The 14,446-nt window shown below is 68.9% G+C and carries 16 protein-coding genes; 15 read left to right on the top strand and 1 reads right to left on the bottom strand.

The window, feature by feature from the left end:
* Nucleotides 1–36 precede the first annotated feature (36 nt).
* A complete protein-coding gene (locus ABGB18_RS45405) occupies nt 37–825 on the top strand; it encodes a hypothetical protein (protein WP_347701915.1) in 789 nt (262 codons plus the stop codon).
* Here ABGB18_RS45405 and ABGB18_RS45400 read toward each other — a convergent pair.
* Nucleotides 822–1,529 carry a hypothetical protein gene (locus tag ABGB18_RS45400; protein ID WP_347701914.1) on the bottom strand — a complete coding sequence of 236 codons (708 nt, stop codon included), beginning with the start codon at nt 1,527–1,529 and terminating at the stop codon, nt 822–824. The genes ABGB18_RS45405 and ABGB18_RS45400 overlap by 4 nt on opposite strands.
* A gap of 23 nt (nt 1,530–1,552) precedes the next feature.
* Here ABGB18_RS45400 and ABGB18_RS45395 point away from each other — a divergent pair, with 23 nt between their 5' ends.
* The 14 genes from ABGB18_RS45395 (at nt 1,553) to ABGB18_RS45330 (ending at nt 13,975) form a co-directional block, all read left to right on the top strand.
* Nucleotides 1,553–2,413, top strand: a complete 861-nt coding sequence (locus tag ABGB18_RS45395) for a formyltransferase family protein (protein WP_347701913.1) — start codon at nt 1,553–1,555, stop codon at nt 2,411–2,413.
* Nucleotides 2,414–3,564: 1,151 nt separating this feature from the next.
* Nucleotides 3,565–3,702, top strand: a complete 138-nt coding sequence (locus ABGB18_RS45390; RefSeq protein WP_347701912.1) for a hypothetical protein — start codon at nt 3,565–3,567, stop codon at nt 3,700–3,702.
* Entirely contained in the window at nt 3,699–3,944 is a 246-nt protein-coding gene (locus tag ABGB18_RS45385) for a hypothetical protein (RefSeq protein WP_347701911.1), read from the top strand. The genes ABGB18_RS45390 and ABGB18_RS45385 overlap by 4 nt, the downstream gene beginning before the upstream one ends.
* Nucleotides 3,945–4,314: 370 nt before the next feature.
* Nucleotides 4,315–5,733 (top strand): amino acid permease, encoded by a 1,419-nt coding sequence (locus ABGB18_RS45380; RefSeq protein WP_347701910.1) that lies wholly within the window; start codon nt 4,315–4,317, stop codon nt 5,731–5,733.
* A 99-nt stretch (nt 5,734–5,832) separates the two neighbouring features.
* Nucleotides 5,833–5,964, top strand: a complete 132-nt coding sequence (locus ABGB18_RS45375; protein WP_347701909.1) for a hypothetical protein — start codon at nt 5,833–5,835, stop codon at nt 5,962–5,964.
* A 349-nt stretch (nt 5,965–6,313) separates the two neighbouring features.
* Nucleotides 6,314–7,225 (top strand): glutaminase, encoded by a 912-nt coding sequence (locus tag ABGB18_RS45370; protein WP_347701908.1) that lies wholly within the window; start codon nt 6,314–6,316, stop codon nt 7,223–7,225.
* Nucleotides 7,226–7,328: 103 nt separating this feature from the next.
* Nucleotides 7,329–7,613 (top strand): group II intron maturase-specific domain-containing protein, encoded by a 285-nt coding sequence (locus ABGB18_RS45365; protein ID WP_347701907.1) that lies wholly within the window; start codon nt 7,329–7,331, stop codon nt 7,611–7,613.
* Nucleotides 7,614–7,794: 181 nt separating this feature from the next.
* Nucleotides 7,795–7,956: a hypothetical protein gene (locus ABGB18_RS45360; RefSeq protein ID WP_347701906.1), complete on the top strand. Its 162-nt coding sequence runs from the start codon at nt 7,795–7,797 to the stop codon at nt 7,954–7,956.
* Between the two features lie 271 nt (nt 7,957–8,227).
* Nucleotides 8,228–8,380 (top strand): hypothetical protein, encoded by a 153-nt coding sequence (locus ABGB18_RS45355; RefSeq protein WP_176993608.1) that lies wholly within the window; start codon nt 8,228–8,230, stop codon nt 8,378–8,380.
* Nucleotides 8,381–8,495: 115 nt separating this feature from the next.
* The gene (locus ABGB18_RS45350) at nt 8,496–9,659 is read left to right on the top strand and encodes a hypothetical protein (protein WP_347701905.1); all 1,164 of its coding nucleotides are present in this window, start codon (nt 8,496–8,498) and stop codon (nt 9,657–9,659) included.
* A complete protein-coding gene (locus ABGB18_RS45345; RefSeq protein ID WP_347701904.1) occupies nt 9,656–10,756 on the top strand; it encodes a cupin domain-containing protein in 1,101 nt (366 codons plus the stop codon). The genes ABGB18_RS45350 and ABGB18_RS45345 overlap by 4 nt, the downstream gene beginning before the upstream one ends.
* The gene (locus ABGB18_RS45340) at nt 10,753–11,967 is read left to right on the top strand and encodes an arginase family protein (protein ID WP_111180077.1); all 1,215 of its coding nucleotides are present in this window, start codon (nt 10,753–10,755) and stop codon (nt 11,965–11,967) included. The genes ABGB18_RS45345 and ABGB18_RS45340 overlap by 4 nt, the downstream gene beginning before the upstream one ends.
* Nucleotides 11,964–13,379: an MFS transporter gene (locus ABGB18_RS45335; RefSeq protein WP_347701903.1), complete on the top strand. Its 1,416-nt coding sequence runs from the start codon at nt 11,964–11,966 to the stop codon at nt 13,377–13,379. Before ABGB18_RS45340 ends, ABGB18_RS45335 begins: the two co-directional genes overlap by 4 nt.
* Nucleotides 13,343–13,975, top strand: coding sequence for a 2OG-Fe(II) oxygenase (locus ABGB18_RS45330; protein WP_347701902.1), 633 nt, complete (start codon nt 13,343–13,345; stop codon nt 13,973–13,975). Before ABGB18_RS45335 ends, ABGB18_RS45330 begins: the two co-directional genes overlap by 37 nt.
* Nucleotides 13,976–14,446 lie beyond the last annotated feature (471 nt).

Below are 14,446 nucleotides of genomic sequence, written 5' to 3'. Positions count from 1 at the left end.
CTAGGGGATCCCCTCCCCGCGAGCTGGGAGACGCCCATGGCTGAGTCCGGTCGGATCTCCGTCGTGGTCGACCCGGCACTGGGCGGACGATGGACGTCGCTCCGCTCCGCCGCGGGACGCGAGTGGCTGTTCTCCCGTACTGAACCCCGCCGTGCGCAGGTCACGCCCGGCGACCGGTTCGTCGACGCGGGCGGCCTCGAGGAGTGCCTGCCGACGCTCGGCGGTCCGCCCGATCACGGCGTCGTCTGGTCGCGTCCCTGGACGGAGACCGGCGGCGGCCACGAGGTCGAGGCTGACGGGTTCCGGCTGCGCCGGGAGATGACGGCCGACGGCGACGTCCTGACCGTCCGCTACCGGCTCGAAGGCGAACCGGGCCGGGCCTTCATCTGGGCCGCGCACGCCCTCCTCGACCTGCCGCCCGGCTCCCGCCTCGTTCTGCCCGAGGGCCTGCCCGCGACCGTTGGCACCGAGACCGGACTGCGATCCTTCCCCTGGCCCGACCTGGACGGCGTCGACCTCGGTGATCTCGGCCCGGACGACGGCAGCACCCTCATGGTCGTGGTCCCCGACGTCGCGACCGCCATCGTCCTGGACGGCCTCGACCGCCTCACCCTGACGGTGTCGGCCCCCGGCCTGCCGACCGGCGTGGCGTTCTGGCGGAACCTCGGAGGCTGGCCCGAAGACGCCCCCTACCGGTCGATCGGCGTCGAACCCCTGCTGGGCCGGACGGGCGACCTCGGCGAGTGCGGCTCCGGCGACGCCGTGACCATCCCAGAGTCCGGCGTCGTCACCTGGACCCTGACGATCACCGCCGACCGCCCCTAGGACCTGCGTAGCATTACGAACCCGGTGGGCGTGCCGCCGCTGACGATCTCGCCGCTGATCGCGTTCTTCGGCCGGGTGAACAGGTACCCGTGCAGGCGCACGTCGCTCAGCCGGGCGTCGCCGGTGAAGCGGAACGCGCAGCCGTGGCCGAAGTCCGCGTCGATCTCGCCCTCGACCGCCAGTTCGTCGTCGAGGTCGGGGTGGCGGTAGACGCCGGTCAGCAGGCGGCCTTCGGCGTGTTCCAGGTTGATCTCCGCGACGTGGCCGTCGTGGAGCATGGTGTAGGAGCCGGTGAAGTCGGTGGGGGTGACCTGGTTGGTCACCTGGCCGGGTACCGCGGGCGGGAGTGCGCCGTCGCCGAACGCGACGAAGCCGAAAGGCTCGGTCTCCCAAGTGGTGGTGCCCGCGATCGTCCGGCCGTCGCCGTGGGTGAACAGGTAGCCGGTGAAGCGCTGCTCGGGCAGCCAGTTGAAGTCGTGGATGACCAGGGTGATCCGGTGCCGGACTTCGAGGTCGATCTGGCCGGTGGCGGTGAACGTCTGGTCGAGGCGGTGGTCGCGGTACTCGCCGCGCAGGTTCCGTCCGGCGGAGACCTGGAGCCTCAGCACCCCCGGCCAGCCGTCGTGGGCGAAAAAGTACTCGCCGACGAAGCGCGCGGGCCTGACAGATCGGTCGCTGGGAAAGAAGATGTCCTTGAGATCCATGCGGGGTCCTGGAGGGCTGAGGGATGGATGTCGGAGAAGGAACCCTGTCGATCGGCGGGGAGCCGGGCCGTCCCCTGAGGGTCGCCGCGATCGGCTCCGACGGTCCGCACCACCACCATCTCTACTCCGTCCTGGGGCGACGGTTCGAGCTGGTCGGGGTCATCGTAGAACAAGGCGATCGGTGGGGTCTCGGGTTGCTGCGCAAACGCCGCTACGTCGACTGGTTCTACCTCCGGGTGCACGAGCGGCGACAGCGCCTGCTAGGCCACCGCCGCTACCGCCGCGGCTTCTTCGCCGCGCTCGGCCCGGACTTGCCGCCCGCCACCGTCGTCAGGGCCCGGTCGGTCAACGATCCCGAGGTCCCCGCCGCCCTCACCGCATGGGCGCCCGACATCACGATCGTCTTCGCCGTCTCCATCCTGCGCGCCGACGTGCTGGCCGCCGCCGGAACCTCGATCAACGTGCATGCGGGCTGCCTGCCGGCCTACCGCGGCAACCAGGGAGTCTTCATGGCCCTCCACCGTCGTGACGAAGCCAACGTCGGTGCGAGCCTCCACCTGGTCGTCCCCAAAGTTGACGCGGGCCCGCTCCTTGCCGTCATCCATTCCCCCGTCCACCCCGACGACAACGAGGAGACCCTCTGGTGCCGCTCCATCCAGCGCGCGATCCGTGAACTCACCGACCTCCTAGCCCGCCTCGAAGCCGGCGACAGCATCCCGTACCGCGGCCAGCCCTCCGGCGCCCCCGCCATCCGCAACCGCGACCGCGGCTTCACCACGGACCTCATCAGCGCCTGGCGCCGCCTCCGCGGGCACCGTCTCCGAGCTCGGCCCCACTGGATCATCGAGCACGGCGACTGCACCCGAACCACCACTGCCGAGTGACGATCAGCCGCTGTTCTCGTTGTTCGCGAGGGCACCTGACCGGTTGGCGATCGGCCTGCCTGATGAGCGTGCTTCGCGAAGACTGCAGCGCGACTGCCAAGAATGTCAACTGCGGGCGCTGCCCGATCCAGTCGACGCCGACATCGAGGTTTCCCGAAGAGACCGGCTCGGCGGCCTCCTGCATGAGTACGCCCAGGTCGCATGAGGAGACACAACATTCGGCACCCACAGGCGATTCCGAGTGCTCGGGGGATCTGCTTGGGCGACTGCCCCTCGTCGCGCAGTTCGCGTACTCGATCAAGCAGGCTGGGGGAATCCATGCCAGAGCATTGTACGCTCGTTCAGGACCGTGAATCCGCGGCCCCGCGATACGGTCTGGGTTATGTCCGAGCAGACCCCCGCGCTCGTTGATCTACCCGCCCCGGCGATGCCACCCGTGACCGGATCCCCGACCCAGGTCGCTCCGGGCAGCGCTGGCAGCGGGCGGTGACCGCGCAGGTCCTCGTACGCGATCTCGCCGTGCTCCGCGATCGAGCACTGGCCGATTTCGACAGTGGCACCTTCATCGAGATCGGCGCGGCGCGATCCGCCTTGAGGTCGCCGAGCACGCGGTCGACCAGGTAGCCGATCGGGAGTTCCAGGTGTCATGGCCGGTCCGGCTCCAGCTCGGCGCTTCGGGCCCTGGCCGTACAGACGCCCGCAAAGCAGCCGACCACATCACCGGAGCGTGGCCGCCGCGTGGAACCACGCGGCCGACCCAGCAGCCCTCTGGCGGTGGGCTCGTACAAGGCCACGGCATCGGCCTTCGACTCCTCCGGGTGCCGACACGCGCTTGGACTCCTCCGGGTGCCGACACGCGTGCTCCCAAGCTGATCACGGGGGTGGAGCGGCGCCGCGGCGCATCGCTCATTCCGGCGGTCTTGGTGGACATCTGGGTCACCCCCCACCAGGTAAAGTCCTGAAGGTCCCTTATTGCGACCCCTCGTGTACCTATGGTAAGCAATACGGGTCTCTAACAGGGGCCCTGAAGAACCCTAAGCGCGCCTCCCATCACGCTGGGCCCGGGCCTTTGGGAGAGGCCGCAGGAAGTCTCCTTCCGGGAGCAACAAACGTCAATCATCATCGGGACTTATACGCATGAAGGTACATCTGTGACGGACGCGGTCGAGGCCGAGATCAGGGCGCTGGCGAGAGAGGTCAACCAGCAGATCGCACACATCCGGGAGATGTACATGGAGCACTCCCCCCCGCCCTACAGCGCACGGCGCATTCCGAGGACGGCCTGGTGATCGTGACAGTCGGTCCGCACGGCCGGTTCCGGCGCATCGAGCTGAGCCCTCGGGTGCACCACAGCCATTCCGCTTCCGAACTGGCCGATGCGGCCATGGCGCTGGCGGAGCGGGCCACTGCCGGGGTCACCGAACAGGGCGAGCAACCCATGACGCCTCACAAGCCGGACGGCGCGCTGCCCGACGATGCCGGGGAGCACGCGGACCCGCCCCTTTCGCAACTTCCCAAGCCGGACCCATGAGCCTAGCTGAAGACCGGCTTATCAAGCGGAAGCTCCGCTGCTCCGCTCGAAGCAGGGAAGCACCAAGTCGAAGAACCCGACAGATCCCTGCGGCTGACATTCGGGCGTCCGTTTCGCTCCCTTGCCAGGGCTTAAGTCGCACCATCGATCGTTACCCAGCGTAATCATTCTGTTCGAAATCCAACAACAGCTAAGGGCCTCAGAGGGTCCTAGCAGGAGCACTCTCGGGGTATCGGCGAAGACGACGGATCCGCACATCGTGCGCACGGCGTGCTGGACGAGACACAGCCGGTTCGATCAGGGCCTTTCCGGCCTGTAGGTCTGCTCGTTATTCAGAACCCCAGAGAGCCCATGCCCTTGAGGAGGGTGCGTGACCGTAAAGCTGGTTCCCCACGATGCCACCAGCACTGAGGATGAGGGTTATTCGAAGGCGCTGAGCAACCGCCATGTGCAGATGATCGCGATCGGGGGAGCGATCGGCGTCGGTCTCTTCCTCGGCGCGGGCGGTAGATTGGCCGCTGCCGGGCCAGGCTTGATCCTTTCGTACGCTCTGTGCGGCATCGCCGCCTTCTTCGTCATGAGAGCCCTGGGTGAGCTCGTCCTGCACCGGCCAACGGCGGGCAGCTTCGTTGCCTACGCCCGCGAGTTCATCGGCCCGTGGGCCGGTTTCGTGAGCGGTTGGCTCTACTGGATCAACTGGGCGATGACCGGCATTGCCGAGATCACCGCTGCCGGGATCTATGTGCACCGGTGGCTTCCTGATGTGCCTCAGTGGCTCACCGCATTGGTCGCGCTGGTCGTGCTGCTCGGCGTGAACCTCCTGTCGGTGAGGCTCTTCGGTGAACTGGAGTTCTGGTTCGCCGTCATCAAGGTGCTGGCCATCATCATCTTCCTATTCGTCGGCATCGGCCTGGTGCTGACCAACGCCGGGATCGGCCAAGACGGCCATGCGAGCGTCTCCAACCTTGTCGCGCACGAGGGCTTCCTCCCGATGGGCGTTCCCGTCGTACTGATGAGCCTCCAGGCCGTCGTGTTCGCGTACTCGGCGATCGAGATGGTCGGCATCGCGGCGGGCGAGACGGCCGACCCGCGCAAGGCGCTGCCCAAGGCGATCAACAGTGTCATCTGGCGAATCGGGATCTTCTACGTCGGCTCCGTCACTCTGCTCGCCATGATCCTTCCGTGGACGCTTTACAGCGCCAGTGAAAGCCCGTTCGTCACGGTCTTCTCGCGCCTCGGCGTGCCGGGAGCCGGCGACGTCATGAACGCCGTCGTACTCACTGCGGCGTTGTCCTCCTGTAACTCCGGGCTCTACACGACCGGCCGGGTGATGCGGGCTCTGGCCCAGAAAGGTGAGGCTCCCTCCTTCACCGCCAAGATGAGCACCCGGCACGTCCCGTACGGCGGCATCCTGTTCACCGCGAGCGTGATGGTGCTGGGCGTCGGGCTCAACTATGTCGTGCCGAAGATGGCGTTCGAGATCGCGACGTCAATCGCCTCCCTCGGCGTCATCGGTGTGTGGGCGACGCTCGTCTACTGCCAGATGCGACTGAAGGCGGCGGCGGAGCGCGGAGAAATCGAACGCCCGTCCTTCCGGATGCCCGGAGCACCCGTCACCAACTGGCTGACGCTGGGGTTCCTGGGACTGGTCGTGGTACTGATGGCGTTCTCTGACGAGGCCAACCAGATCGCCTTCTGGCTGATCCCGGCCTTGGTCGTTGTTCTCGCGGTCGGCTGGGCTCTGATCAAACGCCGCGCGGCCGGCAGCAGCAAGAACCTCCCGGTCTGACACATCCCCCGCTACGCGGCGCGCACCGTCGCGTAGCGGGGAATGCCCCGTCGCCACTTCAAAGCTTTCCACGTCACCGCGGACGCCACCGCCTTGGGCATGCGGAGGGTGCCGGGGTTGCGGACGCTCGGCAGGGACGTCCCGCTGCCGAACGGCTGGCATCTGAACACCGGAAGTGTCGTCCTCCGCGTGGCCGGAACGACTGCCTACTCGGTGTCCGGGACCTGCTGAGCGGCGACAACCCACTACCTGGCACCGAAACCGGTCTGAGCGACGAGGAAATGTACCAGAAACTCGTGGTCCAGGGCTCGCGCGGATTCATCCCGAAGAAATGACGGCCGCCCACCCGGTTGCGGCTACTCCAGGTCGGGGAACGGCCCGGCCACACGAATGGCGTTCCATCATCGTCTGCCTGGCGGCACCCGTGATCGCCTCGGTCAGTTCTGCCCGATGATGTCGGACAGCGGCTGGGCATCCTTTTGAACTCCGCCACGAGGCGGTCGAACTCGGGTCGAGGCTTTTGCCTTCGATCATATGCCTGAGCCTACTAGTATGCATTTGTATTTATCGAGGGACAGCTTTGGACAACAAGGAAGTCGTGCATAACGTGTTGGCCGCGGTCGAGCCGTACATCGGCAAAGGTGAAGTCGCGGGTTATATTCCTGACCTGGCGAGGGTGGATCCCAATCAGTTCGGTTTCGCGTTGGCGACGGCGGGCGGTGATGTGCATTCGGTCGGCGACGCGACCACTCGTTTTTCGTTGCAGAGCATTATCAAGGTGTTCGGTCTGGCGCTGGTGCTGAGCCGGGACAGTGACGACATCTGGAAGCGGGTCAATCGCGAACCGGCCGGCACGCCGTTCAACTCGTTGATCCAGTTGGAAATGGAGCGGGGCATCCCGCGTAACCCGTTCATCAACGCCGGGGCGCTCGTCATCACCGACCAGTTGCTGTCGGACAAGGGCGACGCCTTCGAGGCGGTGCGCTCGTTGCTGCGCACCGAATCGGGCAACCCGGAGGTGCAGGCGGACACAGTGACAGCGACCTCCGAGGCCACCCACGGGTTCCGCAACGCCGCGATGGCCAACCTGATCGCCGACTTCGGCAACCTGACCAACCCGGTGGGCCAGGTGCTGGACCACTACTTCCGGCAGTGCGCGCTGACACTGAACTGCGTCGAACTGGCCCGCGCCGCACTGTTCCTGGCCCGCGACGGGATTCGGCAGGACGGCTCACGACTGCTGTCAGCGCGGGACGCCAAGCGGATCAACGCGATCATGCTGACCTGTGGCACCTACGACGCCGCCGGGGACTTCGCCTACCGGATCGGGCTGCCGTGCAAGAGCGGGGTCGGCGGCGGCATCCTGGCCATCGTGCCCGGCCGGTACGCGGTGGCCGCCTGGGGGGCGGGGCTGGACTCGAAGGGCAGTTCGGTGGCGGCAGCGGCGGCTCTGGAGGCGTTCATCTCGCTGACCGGCTGTTCGATCTTCTGACCGGCTGGCCCGGCCGTACAGCAGACGAACCGGCACAAGCCACGATCGTGCCGGTACCGCTACTGCAGATCAAAACCGCAGATCAACCACCCTGCGATGCGTTATGAAGCGGCACAGGTTGCACCGCCGGGTCAACGGCACCGCGCTGGACCTCGCCCGGATGATCAATCCGGTGGTGCGGGGCTGGATGGCCTATTACGGAGCCTTCTACCGCCATGCGCTGTATCCCCTGCTCCATCGCATCAACTCCTACCTGATGCGATGGAGCATGAACAAGTACAAGAGGCTGAGCAACTGGATGAAGGCCACCCAGGCGATGCGCGACGCGGTGGTCCGGCAGCCTCGGTACTTCGCACACTGGGCCTGGGCGAAACCGGCCGTCAGATGACCAGAACGACAAGAGCCGTGTAACGGGAGACTGTTATGCACGGATCTGTGGGAGCCCGGAGGTGAGATCCCTCCGGGCTACCCGACCATGTCCGATGGCGCAACGCCCGGGCCCGACCGAAGACCAGCTTCGCCGCCAGCTCACCCATCCGAAGCTGGACCAGTTACCCGGTCAAGGTTGCGTGACGGGGCCACTAGCGCTCGCCGGCGTGTCCTTCATCGCCGGCGCCTCCGCGCAGAGCCCGACGCTGTTCAACGCGGCCAGCTACGCCATCCCGGGCGGCATCTTCTTCCTCATCTCGGCCCTCCGCCTCGGCCGCGCCGCGCGGGCGGGCGACACCTGAGCCGTCAGCAACCGGTGGCGGCGTGAATCGAAGACGCCGGGCGGCAAGGGTCACGGATTCGCCCGGTGAATGTCCGGAGAATGCCCGGTCGGTGACCTGGGCGAACGCCCTTCCACGGGTGAAGACTCAGCAATAACGCCTCTCAGCGGCACAAGAAAAGCCGGAGTGCCCGTGACGCTGCGGCACGGGTTCTCCCGCGGTTCGGAGCCGCTGATTCCTGTTACCGGGTCCGTGCACGTCGCGGGCCCGCGACAACAAGAAGGGAAATCACATGGAAATGACGTCGCACAACGAATTCGACCGGCACGAAGGGCGGGGCCCCGTTCTCGTCGACATCGCGGACATCATCGTGTCGGAGGAGTCGGTCGCCGCTCTGCAGGACCGGCAGCTCTGGATGCGGCCGCAGCGGGACGTCGGTCACTGATCCGCAGGCCGGTGGGCGCGGGACTTCTCTGAGCACAGGACGGGTTCCCGCGTCCACCGGGCTGGTCAGGCGGCTTGACGGGACCATTCACCGCACGATTCCGGAGGTCTGAGATTTGCTGGACGAAGGCACCTGGCGGAAACTCTGCGAGCGGGACGGGCCGCATTTCGCCGAACGCGTGCACATTCCCGGCATGATCCGCGAACCGGACGTTCTCGCGGAGCTCGTTCTCGGCGCTCTCCGGGCCGCCACCACCAGAGTGGACGGCGACGACACGGATCTGCCCGCCATGAGAGCGTTCCGTGACACCTGCCTCGACTATGACGCCTCGGAAAAACTGGTATCGGGGGCGTTTTCCGGGCGGCCCGCGGTACATTCCTGGCTTTCCGCCCGCACCGGAAAGGACGACATCTGCCTGGCGATCAACGGCCTGGACTCCTGGGACGCCGAGCTCGCTGAGCTTCTCTACACCGGCTTCGTCCTCCCGCTCGAATCGGCGGGCGTTCCGCTGACGAGAGGGGTGGACTGGTACTGCTTCGTGGCCAGTTCCGGCACCACCCCGTTCGGCGTGCACACCGACCCGGAGCCCTCCTTCATCTTCCACCTCGGCCCGGCGGCGAAGACAGCGTGGACCTGGCCAGGGCTGAGCCTGCCAGCACTCGGCCAGGGGCGCCCGCACACGCTGGACGCGGAGCCTCTTCTGCCGTCGGCGGACAGCGTCCGCCTCGCGCCCGGTGACTTCCTGCTGATCCCCGCGGGGATGTACCACCTCTTCCGCAATGACGGCCCGTCGCTGTTCCTGGGGCTCACGGTGTATCCGGAAGATCCCGGGCAGACCGCCACGGACGCGCTGTTCCACCAGATGCGCCGCCGGAACGCCCAGTACCCGGAACAGGCCGACGGGGATCCGGTCGCCGGCGCGATCGACGCCTTCAGGGACGCCCTCGGCGACGACGGCGTCGAGCGGGCCGTGCGGCGGCAGGCGATGCTCCGCCGGTCGTGCGGGTACGGCTCGCCGCCCCGGTTCCCCGGCAGAACCAGCGATCAAGGTCCACCCTATACAGTCACCCGCCTGCCGGTCGTGATCGCCGACCACAGCGTCTTCGCCCTGGGAAGAGAGCTCTCCGTCGATCTCGGTGAGCTGGCCCGCCTGCTGAAGCCCGGCGCCCTCGTCGGCGCCGACGAGCTGCGCGACGCGGCCACCACGCCAGAGCTGCGAGCCGCTGTGCGGGCCCTGGTCCGCGTGGGCGTCCTTCGGAGCGTTGGGACACAGTCATGACACTGTCGTGGGAGAACATCGTCGACGCGCTCGGCGGGGAGTCTGTCTGGCGCAAGTCGTTCGGGAACGAGCTTCTGGCCGGCCGGGTCCCGCAGGGATCGTGGCGCGCATCGCTCGGATGGGGCGTCATCGACCACATCATGAGGACGACCACGATCGAACCGCTGATGATCCGCTTGTCGTCCGAACCCATGGCCTATCCCGGCACCTACATCAGCACGCGGATCGACGGCGGCGACATCGTGCACCGCAACTGGCGTTACGGCGCCATGGTCGAGTACCTCCGCTCCGGCGCGACCCTCGTCGCCAACAGGGCCGACCGCATCCACGTGGGCCCTGCTCGCCTGCGGGAGGAGTTCGAGTACTTCGCCGACGACCCGGCCTGGGTGAACTGCTACGCCTGCTGGACGACGCAGTCAGCGTTCGGCCGCCACGCGGACGGCCACGCCACGGTGATCTTCCAGGCGGAGGGCAGCAAGCGCTGGCGGATCTGGGAGGGCTCCGGGCCCGGCGCGCGGCTGATCGAGGAGGCGGACATGCACGCCGGCGACGTGTGGCACATCCCCCGGGGATGGGACCACGAGGCCACCGGCATCGGGCCGAGCCTGCACTGGACCTTCGGCCTGCACGCGTCCACCCCCGAGGACCTCGCGCGGACCGCGCTGGACGCCTGGTCCAACCGGCCCAGGACCGAGGGGACGCCCGATGACGGCGGCGAGCTCGACTCCCTCATGACCGCCCTGGCCTCGGACGTGCACCGGGCGCGGGAGGTGCGTTCCGCGCAGTCGCTCGAAAGGCGCGAGGGCCTGTCGCTGCCGTGGTCGGTGGAGAGCGTCCCGTACACCGGTACCCGGCTCAGGTGGGCGTCCCGGTTCCCGCCGCTGGTCGAGGCCGGGGACGGCCTGATGGCGATCGAGAGCCTCGGCGTGCGGCTCAGGATCGACGGCCGTCTCGCACCCTGGATGAACGAGTGGTCGGCGGGGCGAACCACGCTGCGCGATGACACGGCGGCCATCGCCCTGACCGACGCGGAGATCGACCAGGCGCTTGACTCGCTGGTCCGCGCCGGGCTCCTCCTGGTCGAGCAGGCCCGGTGAGCCTCGCCATGACGAGCGTGGACCAGTCCGGGGCCCCGTGGGTCCTCAACCCGGCGTTCCGGATCCAGGGCGGCGACCTCGTCAACGAGGCCGAGGGCACGCGGCTCACCCTGACCCCGCCCCTGCGAGAGCTGTGGGAGCTGGGGGAACGCCGTGACGGCGCGCCAGCGGTGCGGCTCACTGAGGAGGCGGAAAAGGCCCTGCGCAGGATCCGCCTGATCGTGCCGCCGGACGCCTCGGCGGCGGCGACCGGCGGGCTCGCGCGGACGGCCGGGACCCCGCTGTCCCTGCCCGCGGGCACCAGGGCCGCCGCGGCCGTATGGGGACTGATCGGAGCGCCGGTGGACCTGGGAGGCCCTCCCGGCCCCCGGCCCAAGGACGCCGTCCCCGTGATCCGCCAGGCCCTCGCGGGCAGGTTCCGGCTTCTGGCCCAGCCGGGCACCTGGTCGTGGACGCTGCGGGCCCGGCCGGCCGAGGGACTGCCCGGCCTCGTGGATCACGGTGACCTCGCGGTCCATCCGCAGACCGACACGGGGGCGGCGGCCCACGAGCGGCTGCGGGCCCTCGTCGGCACCGTCCTGGCGCAGGGCCACCGGCCTCTGGTGATCGGCGGGGACCACTCGATCGGCTACCCGGTGATCAGCGCGGTCGCGGGCAGGCATCCGGCGCTGCGCGTCGTCCACTTCGACGCGCACGCCGACCGCCGCCCGGCCGGGAACGCGGTCACCGCGGACTGCGGGAACTTCGTCAGCTGGGTGCTCTCCGAGCATCCCCACGTCGAATGGCTCACCATCGGCGTGCGCGGCGTCGACACGAACCTGGACCAGGCCACGAACGGGCGCGTCTCCTACCTGACGGCCGACGAGGCCCGCGCGCCGGAGGCGGCGGACACGATCGCGCGGTTCTGCGCCGGCGCGCCCGTGCACCTCACGGTGGACATCGACGTGCTGGACCCGGCGTACGCTCCCGATGTCGTCTATCCCGCCGGTGGCGGTCTCGACCCCGCGACTCTGACGGCCCTGGTACGGAGCGTCGCCGCAGCGGGCCGCTTGGTCGCGAGCGACCTGGTGGAGGCGTGCCCCTCCCCGTCCGGCCGCCACCTGACGGCCGCCCATCTGGCCGATCTCGTGGAGACCGTCCAGCTCGCGGAGGCGGGGCAGGTGGTGGGGCGGGGCTCGCCGGTGAACAATTTCGCCGGAGAAGACGCATGACCGACGCTCCCGCCGTACCCGGCTCGCCCCTGTCGTCGCCGCTCTACAGGGTCTACCTGGCGGGGCAGGCGGTCTCACAGCTGGGGGACGGGGTCGTCTCGGTCACCTTCGCGTTCGCCGCCCTGGCCGTCGCGCCCGACGGGCGGGGCATCCCGATGGTGCTGCTGGCCCTGTGGCTGGCGAGGTTCGTCTTCATCGCGTACGGAGGCAGCCTGCCGGACCGGGTCGGGCGGTTGCCGGTCATGTTCGGCGCGGACGCCGTCCGCCTGGCCGCCCAGGTGTTCCCGGCGATCACCTTCGCCCTCGGGAACCCGGAGCTCTGGCACCTCGTCGTGTCCGCGGCCGTCTATGGCGCGGCGACGGCCTTCTTCACGCCGGGCGCCGTCGGGCTGCTCCCCGAGCTGGTCCGCCCCGCCCAGCTGCAGAAGGCCAACTCCTGGCTCGACGTCGCCGGGGACACCGGACGGCTGGCCGGGCCCGCGCTCGCGTCGCTGCTGGTGGTGGTGGGAGGCGTGCCGCTGGCGCTCTTCTTCGATGCCGCCACCTTCGTCGTCTCCCTCGTCTCGCTCGCCTGGCTGAGGCGGCTGATCCGGGCCCGGCCGCCGGAGCGCGGACCCGCCGAGGACGATGACGGCGGCGCGGGGGAGCGCGTGCGGTTCCTCGACGCGGTGCGCGTCATGCCCCGCCTGCCGCTGGTCCTGGGCGCGATCCTCGTCTGGGTTCCGGTGCAGGTCGGGCTGGCCTCGGTGAGCGTGCTCGGACCGATCACCGTGCAGGACAGGTTCGGGAGCATCGAGCAGTGGGGCGTCATCGTGACGTTCCTGGCCGCGGGCGGGCTGTTGGGAGCGCTGGTGAGCGGGCACGTGCGCGTCGAGTGGCGCGGGGTGCTCACCGTCGCCCTGCTGGTCGTCTCGATGCCGGTGCAGCTCCTGGCTCTCGCGTACGGCCGGCATCTGGTCGTGGTCGCGGGCGCCCTGTTCCTGGCGGCTCTGGCGGCGGGGGTCGCCGGGGTCGTCTTCGACACCCTCGTGCAGCTCACGGTCCCCAAGCCGATGTTGTCGCGGGTCGGATCGTTCGAGACGACCATGACCACGGCGATGGTGCCGCTGGGCTTCGTGATCGCGCTGCCGCTCGCGAACCTGGTGGGCCGGACGGCGTACCTGGCCGGGCTGGCGGCCGTCATCGTCGCCACGGCGGCGGCGGTGCTCGTCTGGGCGGTCCCGCGTTCGGGGCTGCGGGACCGCGCTCTTGAGGACGGCGCCGGTGACTCGGCGTGGCAGGGGGTGCCCTCGTCGACCTCCCCGGGATCCGGTCGCGAGGGCGGCCGAGAAGGAGAGGCGGAAGGCCATGTCCAAGGAGATCAGGAGGCGCGAGCGTGGCAGCTCATGACGGACGGACCGCCGAGGCCGTGACCCTCGTACAGGGGCGGCGGTTCGTGGTGGTCGACAACGCCCTGTCCCCGGACGCCCTGGCCGCCTGGCGGGAGGAGGAGCGGGCCGTGCAGCACCGGCCCACCTTCAGCTCGGTCGATCCGATGTTCGACGGAGTGGCGTTCTACGCCGACGCGTCGTACGCCTCCGCGAAAGCCGGCGAGGAGCACGCCGGAGAGGTGATGTCGGCCGTCAGGAGGGGCCTCGACGCGCTCGGCGTGACGGCGGCGGACAACGACCGGTTCAAGTTTTGGCGGTACGGCCGGGGGTCCGGGCTGGACTGGCACGACGACGGGAGCGGCCGGGGGGCGGCGTACACGCTCTACCTGTCGGGCGAGTGGCGGGCGACGTGGGGCGGCGAGCTGGAGCTGTTCGACTGCCCGGTCGGCGAGGTGCCGTGTGCCGAGTTCGACGTCCCCAAGGACCTGATGAACGCTCCCGTGCCGGCCACGTCCATCGCGCCCCGGCCGAACCGGCTCGTGGTGATGGTGGCCGGCACGTTCCACCGGGTGAGGAAGGTAGAGGCGGGCGCGGGCGACAACCTTCGGCGCTCCATCACCGGCTTCCTGACTCCCTGACGCGCCCCGCCAGGAATGGCGGCGGCGCGGCCGGTGTCAGGCCCTGGGCATGTCCGACGACAACGTAGAGTTGCGCCAGTACATCGAGCAGCAGAACCGGCCGCTCTGAGCCGGGTGGACGCCGGTTCGCCTGCGCTCCGCGCGGATCCGGTGGTTCCTCGGCGGATCCGTCTGTACGCGGGCAGTTGGCCAGGACCGTCGCGGGGCCTCGCCTATCGTCAGCCTCGCGGACACGGATGTTGCGCCGGGCATCGTTCGTTGCGCCGCCGGGCCGAACTCCGCCCGATCGTTCGGACATGCAGGCTCAACATCATCGTTCATAACAGACACTGATGCCCCGAGGAGCTAGTACTACTCCGCTAGATCTGTAGGACCTGGAGGCGCAGGCGCTGGATGAAGTGGTGCCTGCGCGCTCGGGATTGCTTCCTGCGGCGCTGCTCCGACCAGTAAAGGCCCAGCTCAACGACGTGA

The organism is Nonomuraea sp. B12E4, assembly GCF_039871825.1.
Taxonomy (GTDB): domain Bacteria; phylum Actinomycetota; class Actinomycetes; order Streptosporangiales; family Streptosporangiaceae; genus Nonomuraea.
The sequence above is the reverse complement of the archived record's forward strand: the minus strand, read 5'-3'. Positions and strand labels throughout refer to the sequence as shown.

Coding starts and splice junctions, on each gene's coding strand:
- ABGB18_RS45335 (WP_347701903.1), top strand. CDS start 11,964: ATGACCGACGCTCCCGCCGTACCCGGCTCGCCCCTGTCGTCGCCGCTC.
- ABGB18_RS45405 (WP_347701915.1), top strand. CDS start 37: ATGGCTGAGTCCGGTCGGATCTCCGTCGTGGTCGACCCGGCACTGGGC.
- ABGB18_RS45355 (WP_176993608.1), top strand. CDS start 8,228: ATGGAAATGACGTCGCACAACGAATTCGACCGGCACGAAGGGCGGGGC.
- ABGB18_RS45345 (WP_347701904.1), top strand. CDS start 9,656: ATGACACTGTCGTGGGAGAACATCGTCGACGCGCTCGGCGGGGAGTCT.
- ABGB18_RS45375 (WP_347701909.1), top strand. CDS start 5,833: ATGCGGAGGGTGCCGGGGTTGCGGACGCTCGGCAGGGACGTCCCGCTG.
- ABGB18_RS45400 (WP_347701914.1), bottom strand. CDS start 1,529: ATGGATCTCAAGGACATCTTCTTTCCCAGCGACCGATCTGTCAGGCCC.
- ABGB18_RS45365 (WP_347701907.1), top strand. CDS start 7,329: ATGAAGCGGCACAGGTTGCACCGCCGGGTCAACGGCACCGCGCTGGAC.
- ABGB18_RS45395 (WP_347701913.1), top strand. CDS start 1,553: ATGGATGTCGGAGAAGGAACCCTGTCGATCGGCGGGGAGCCGGGCCGT.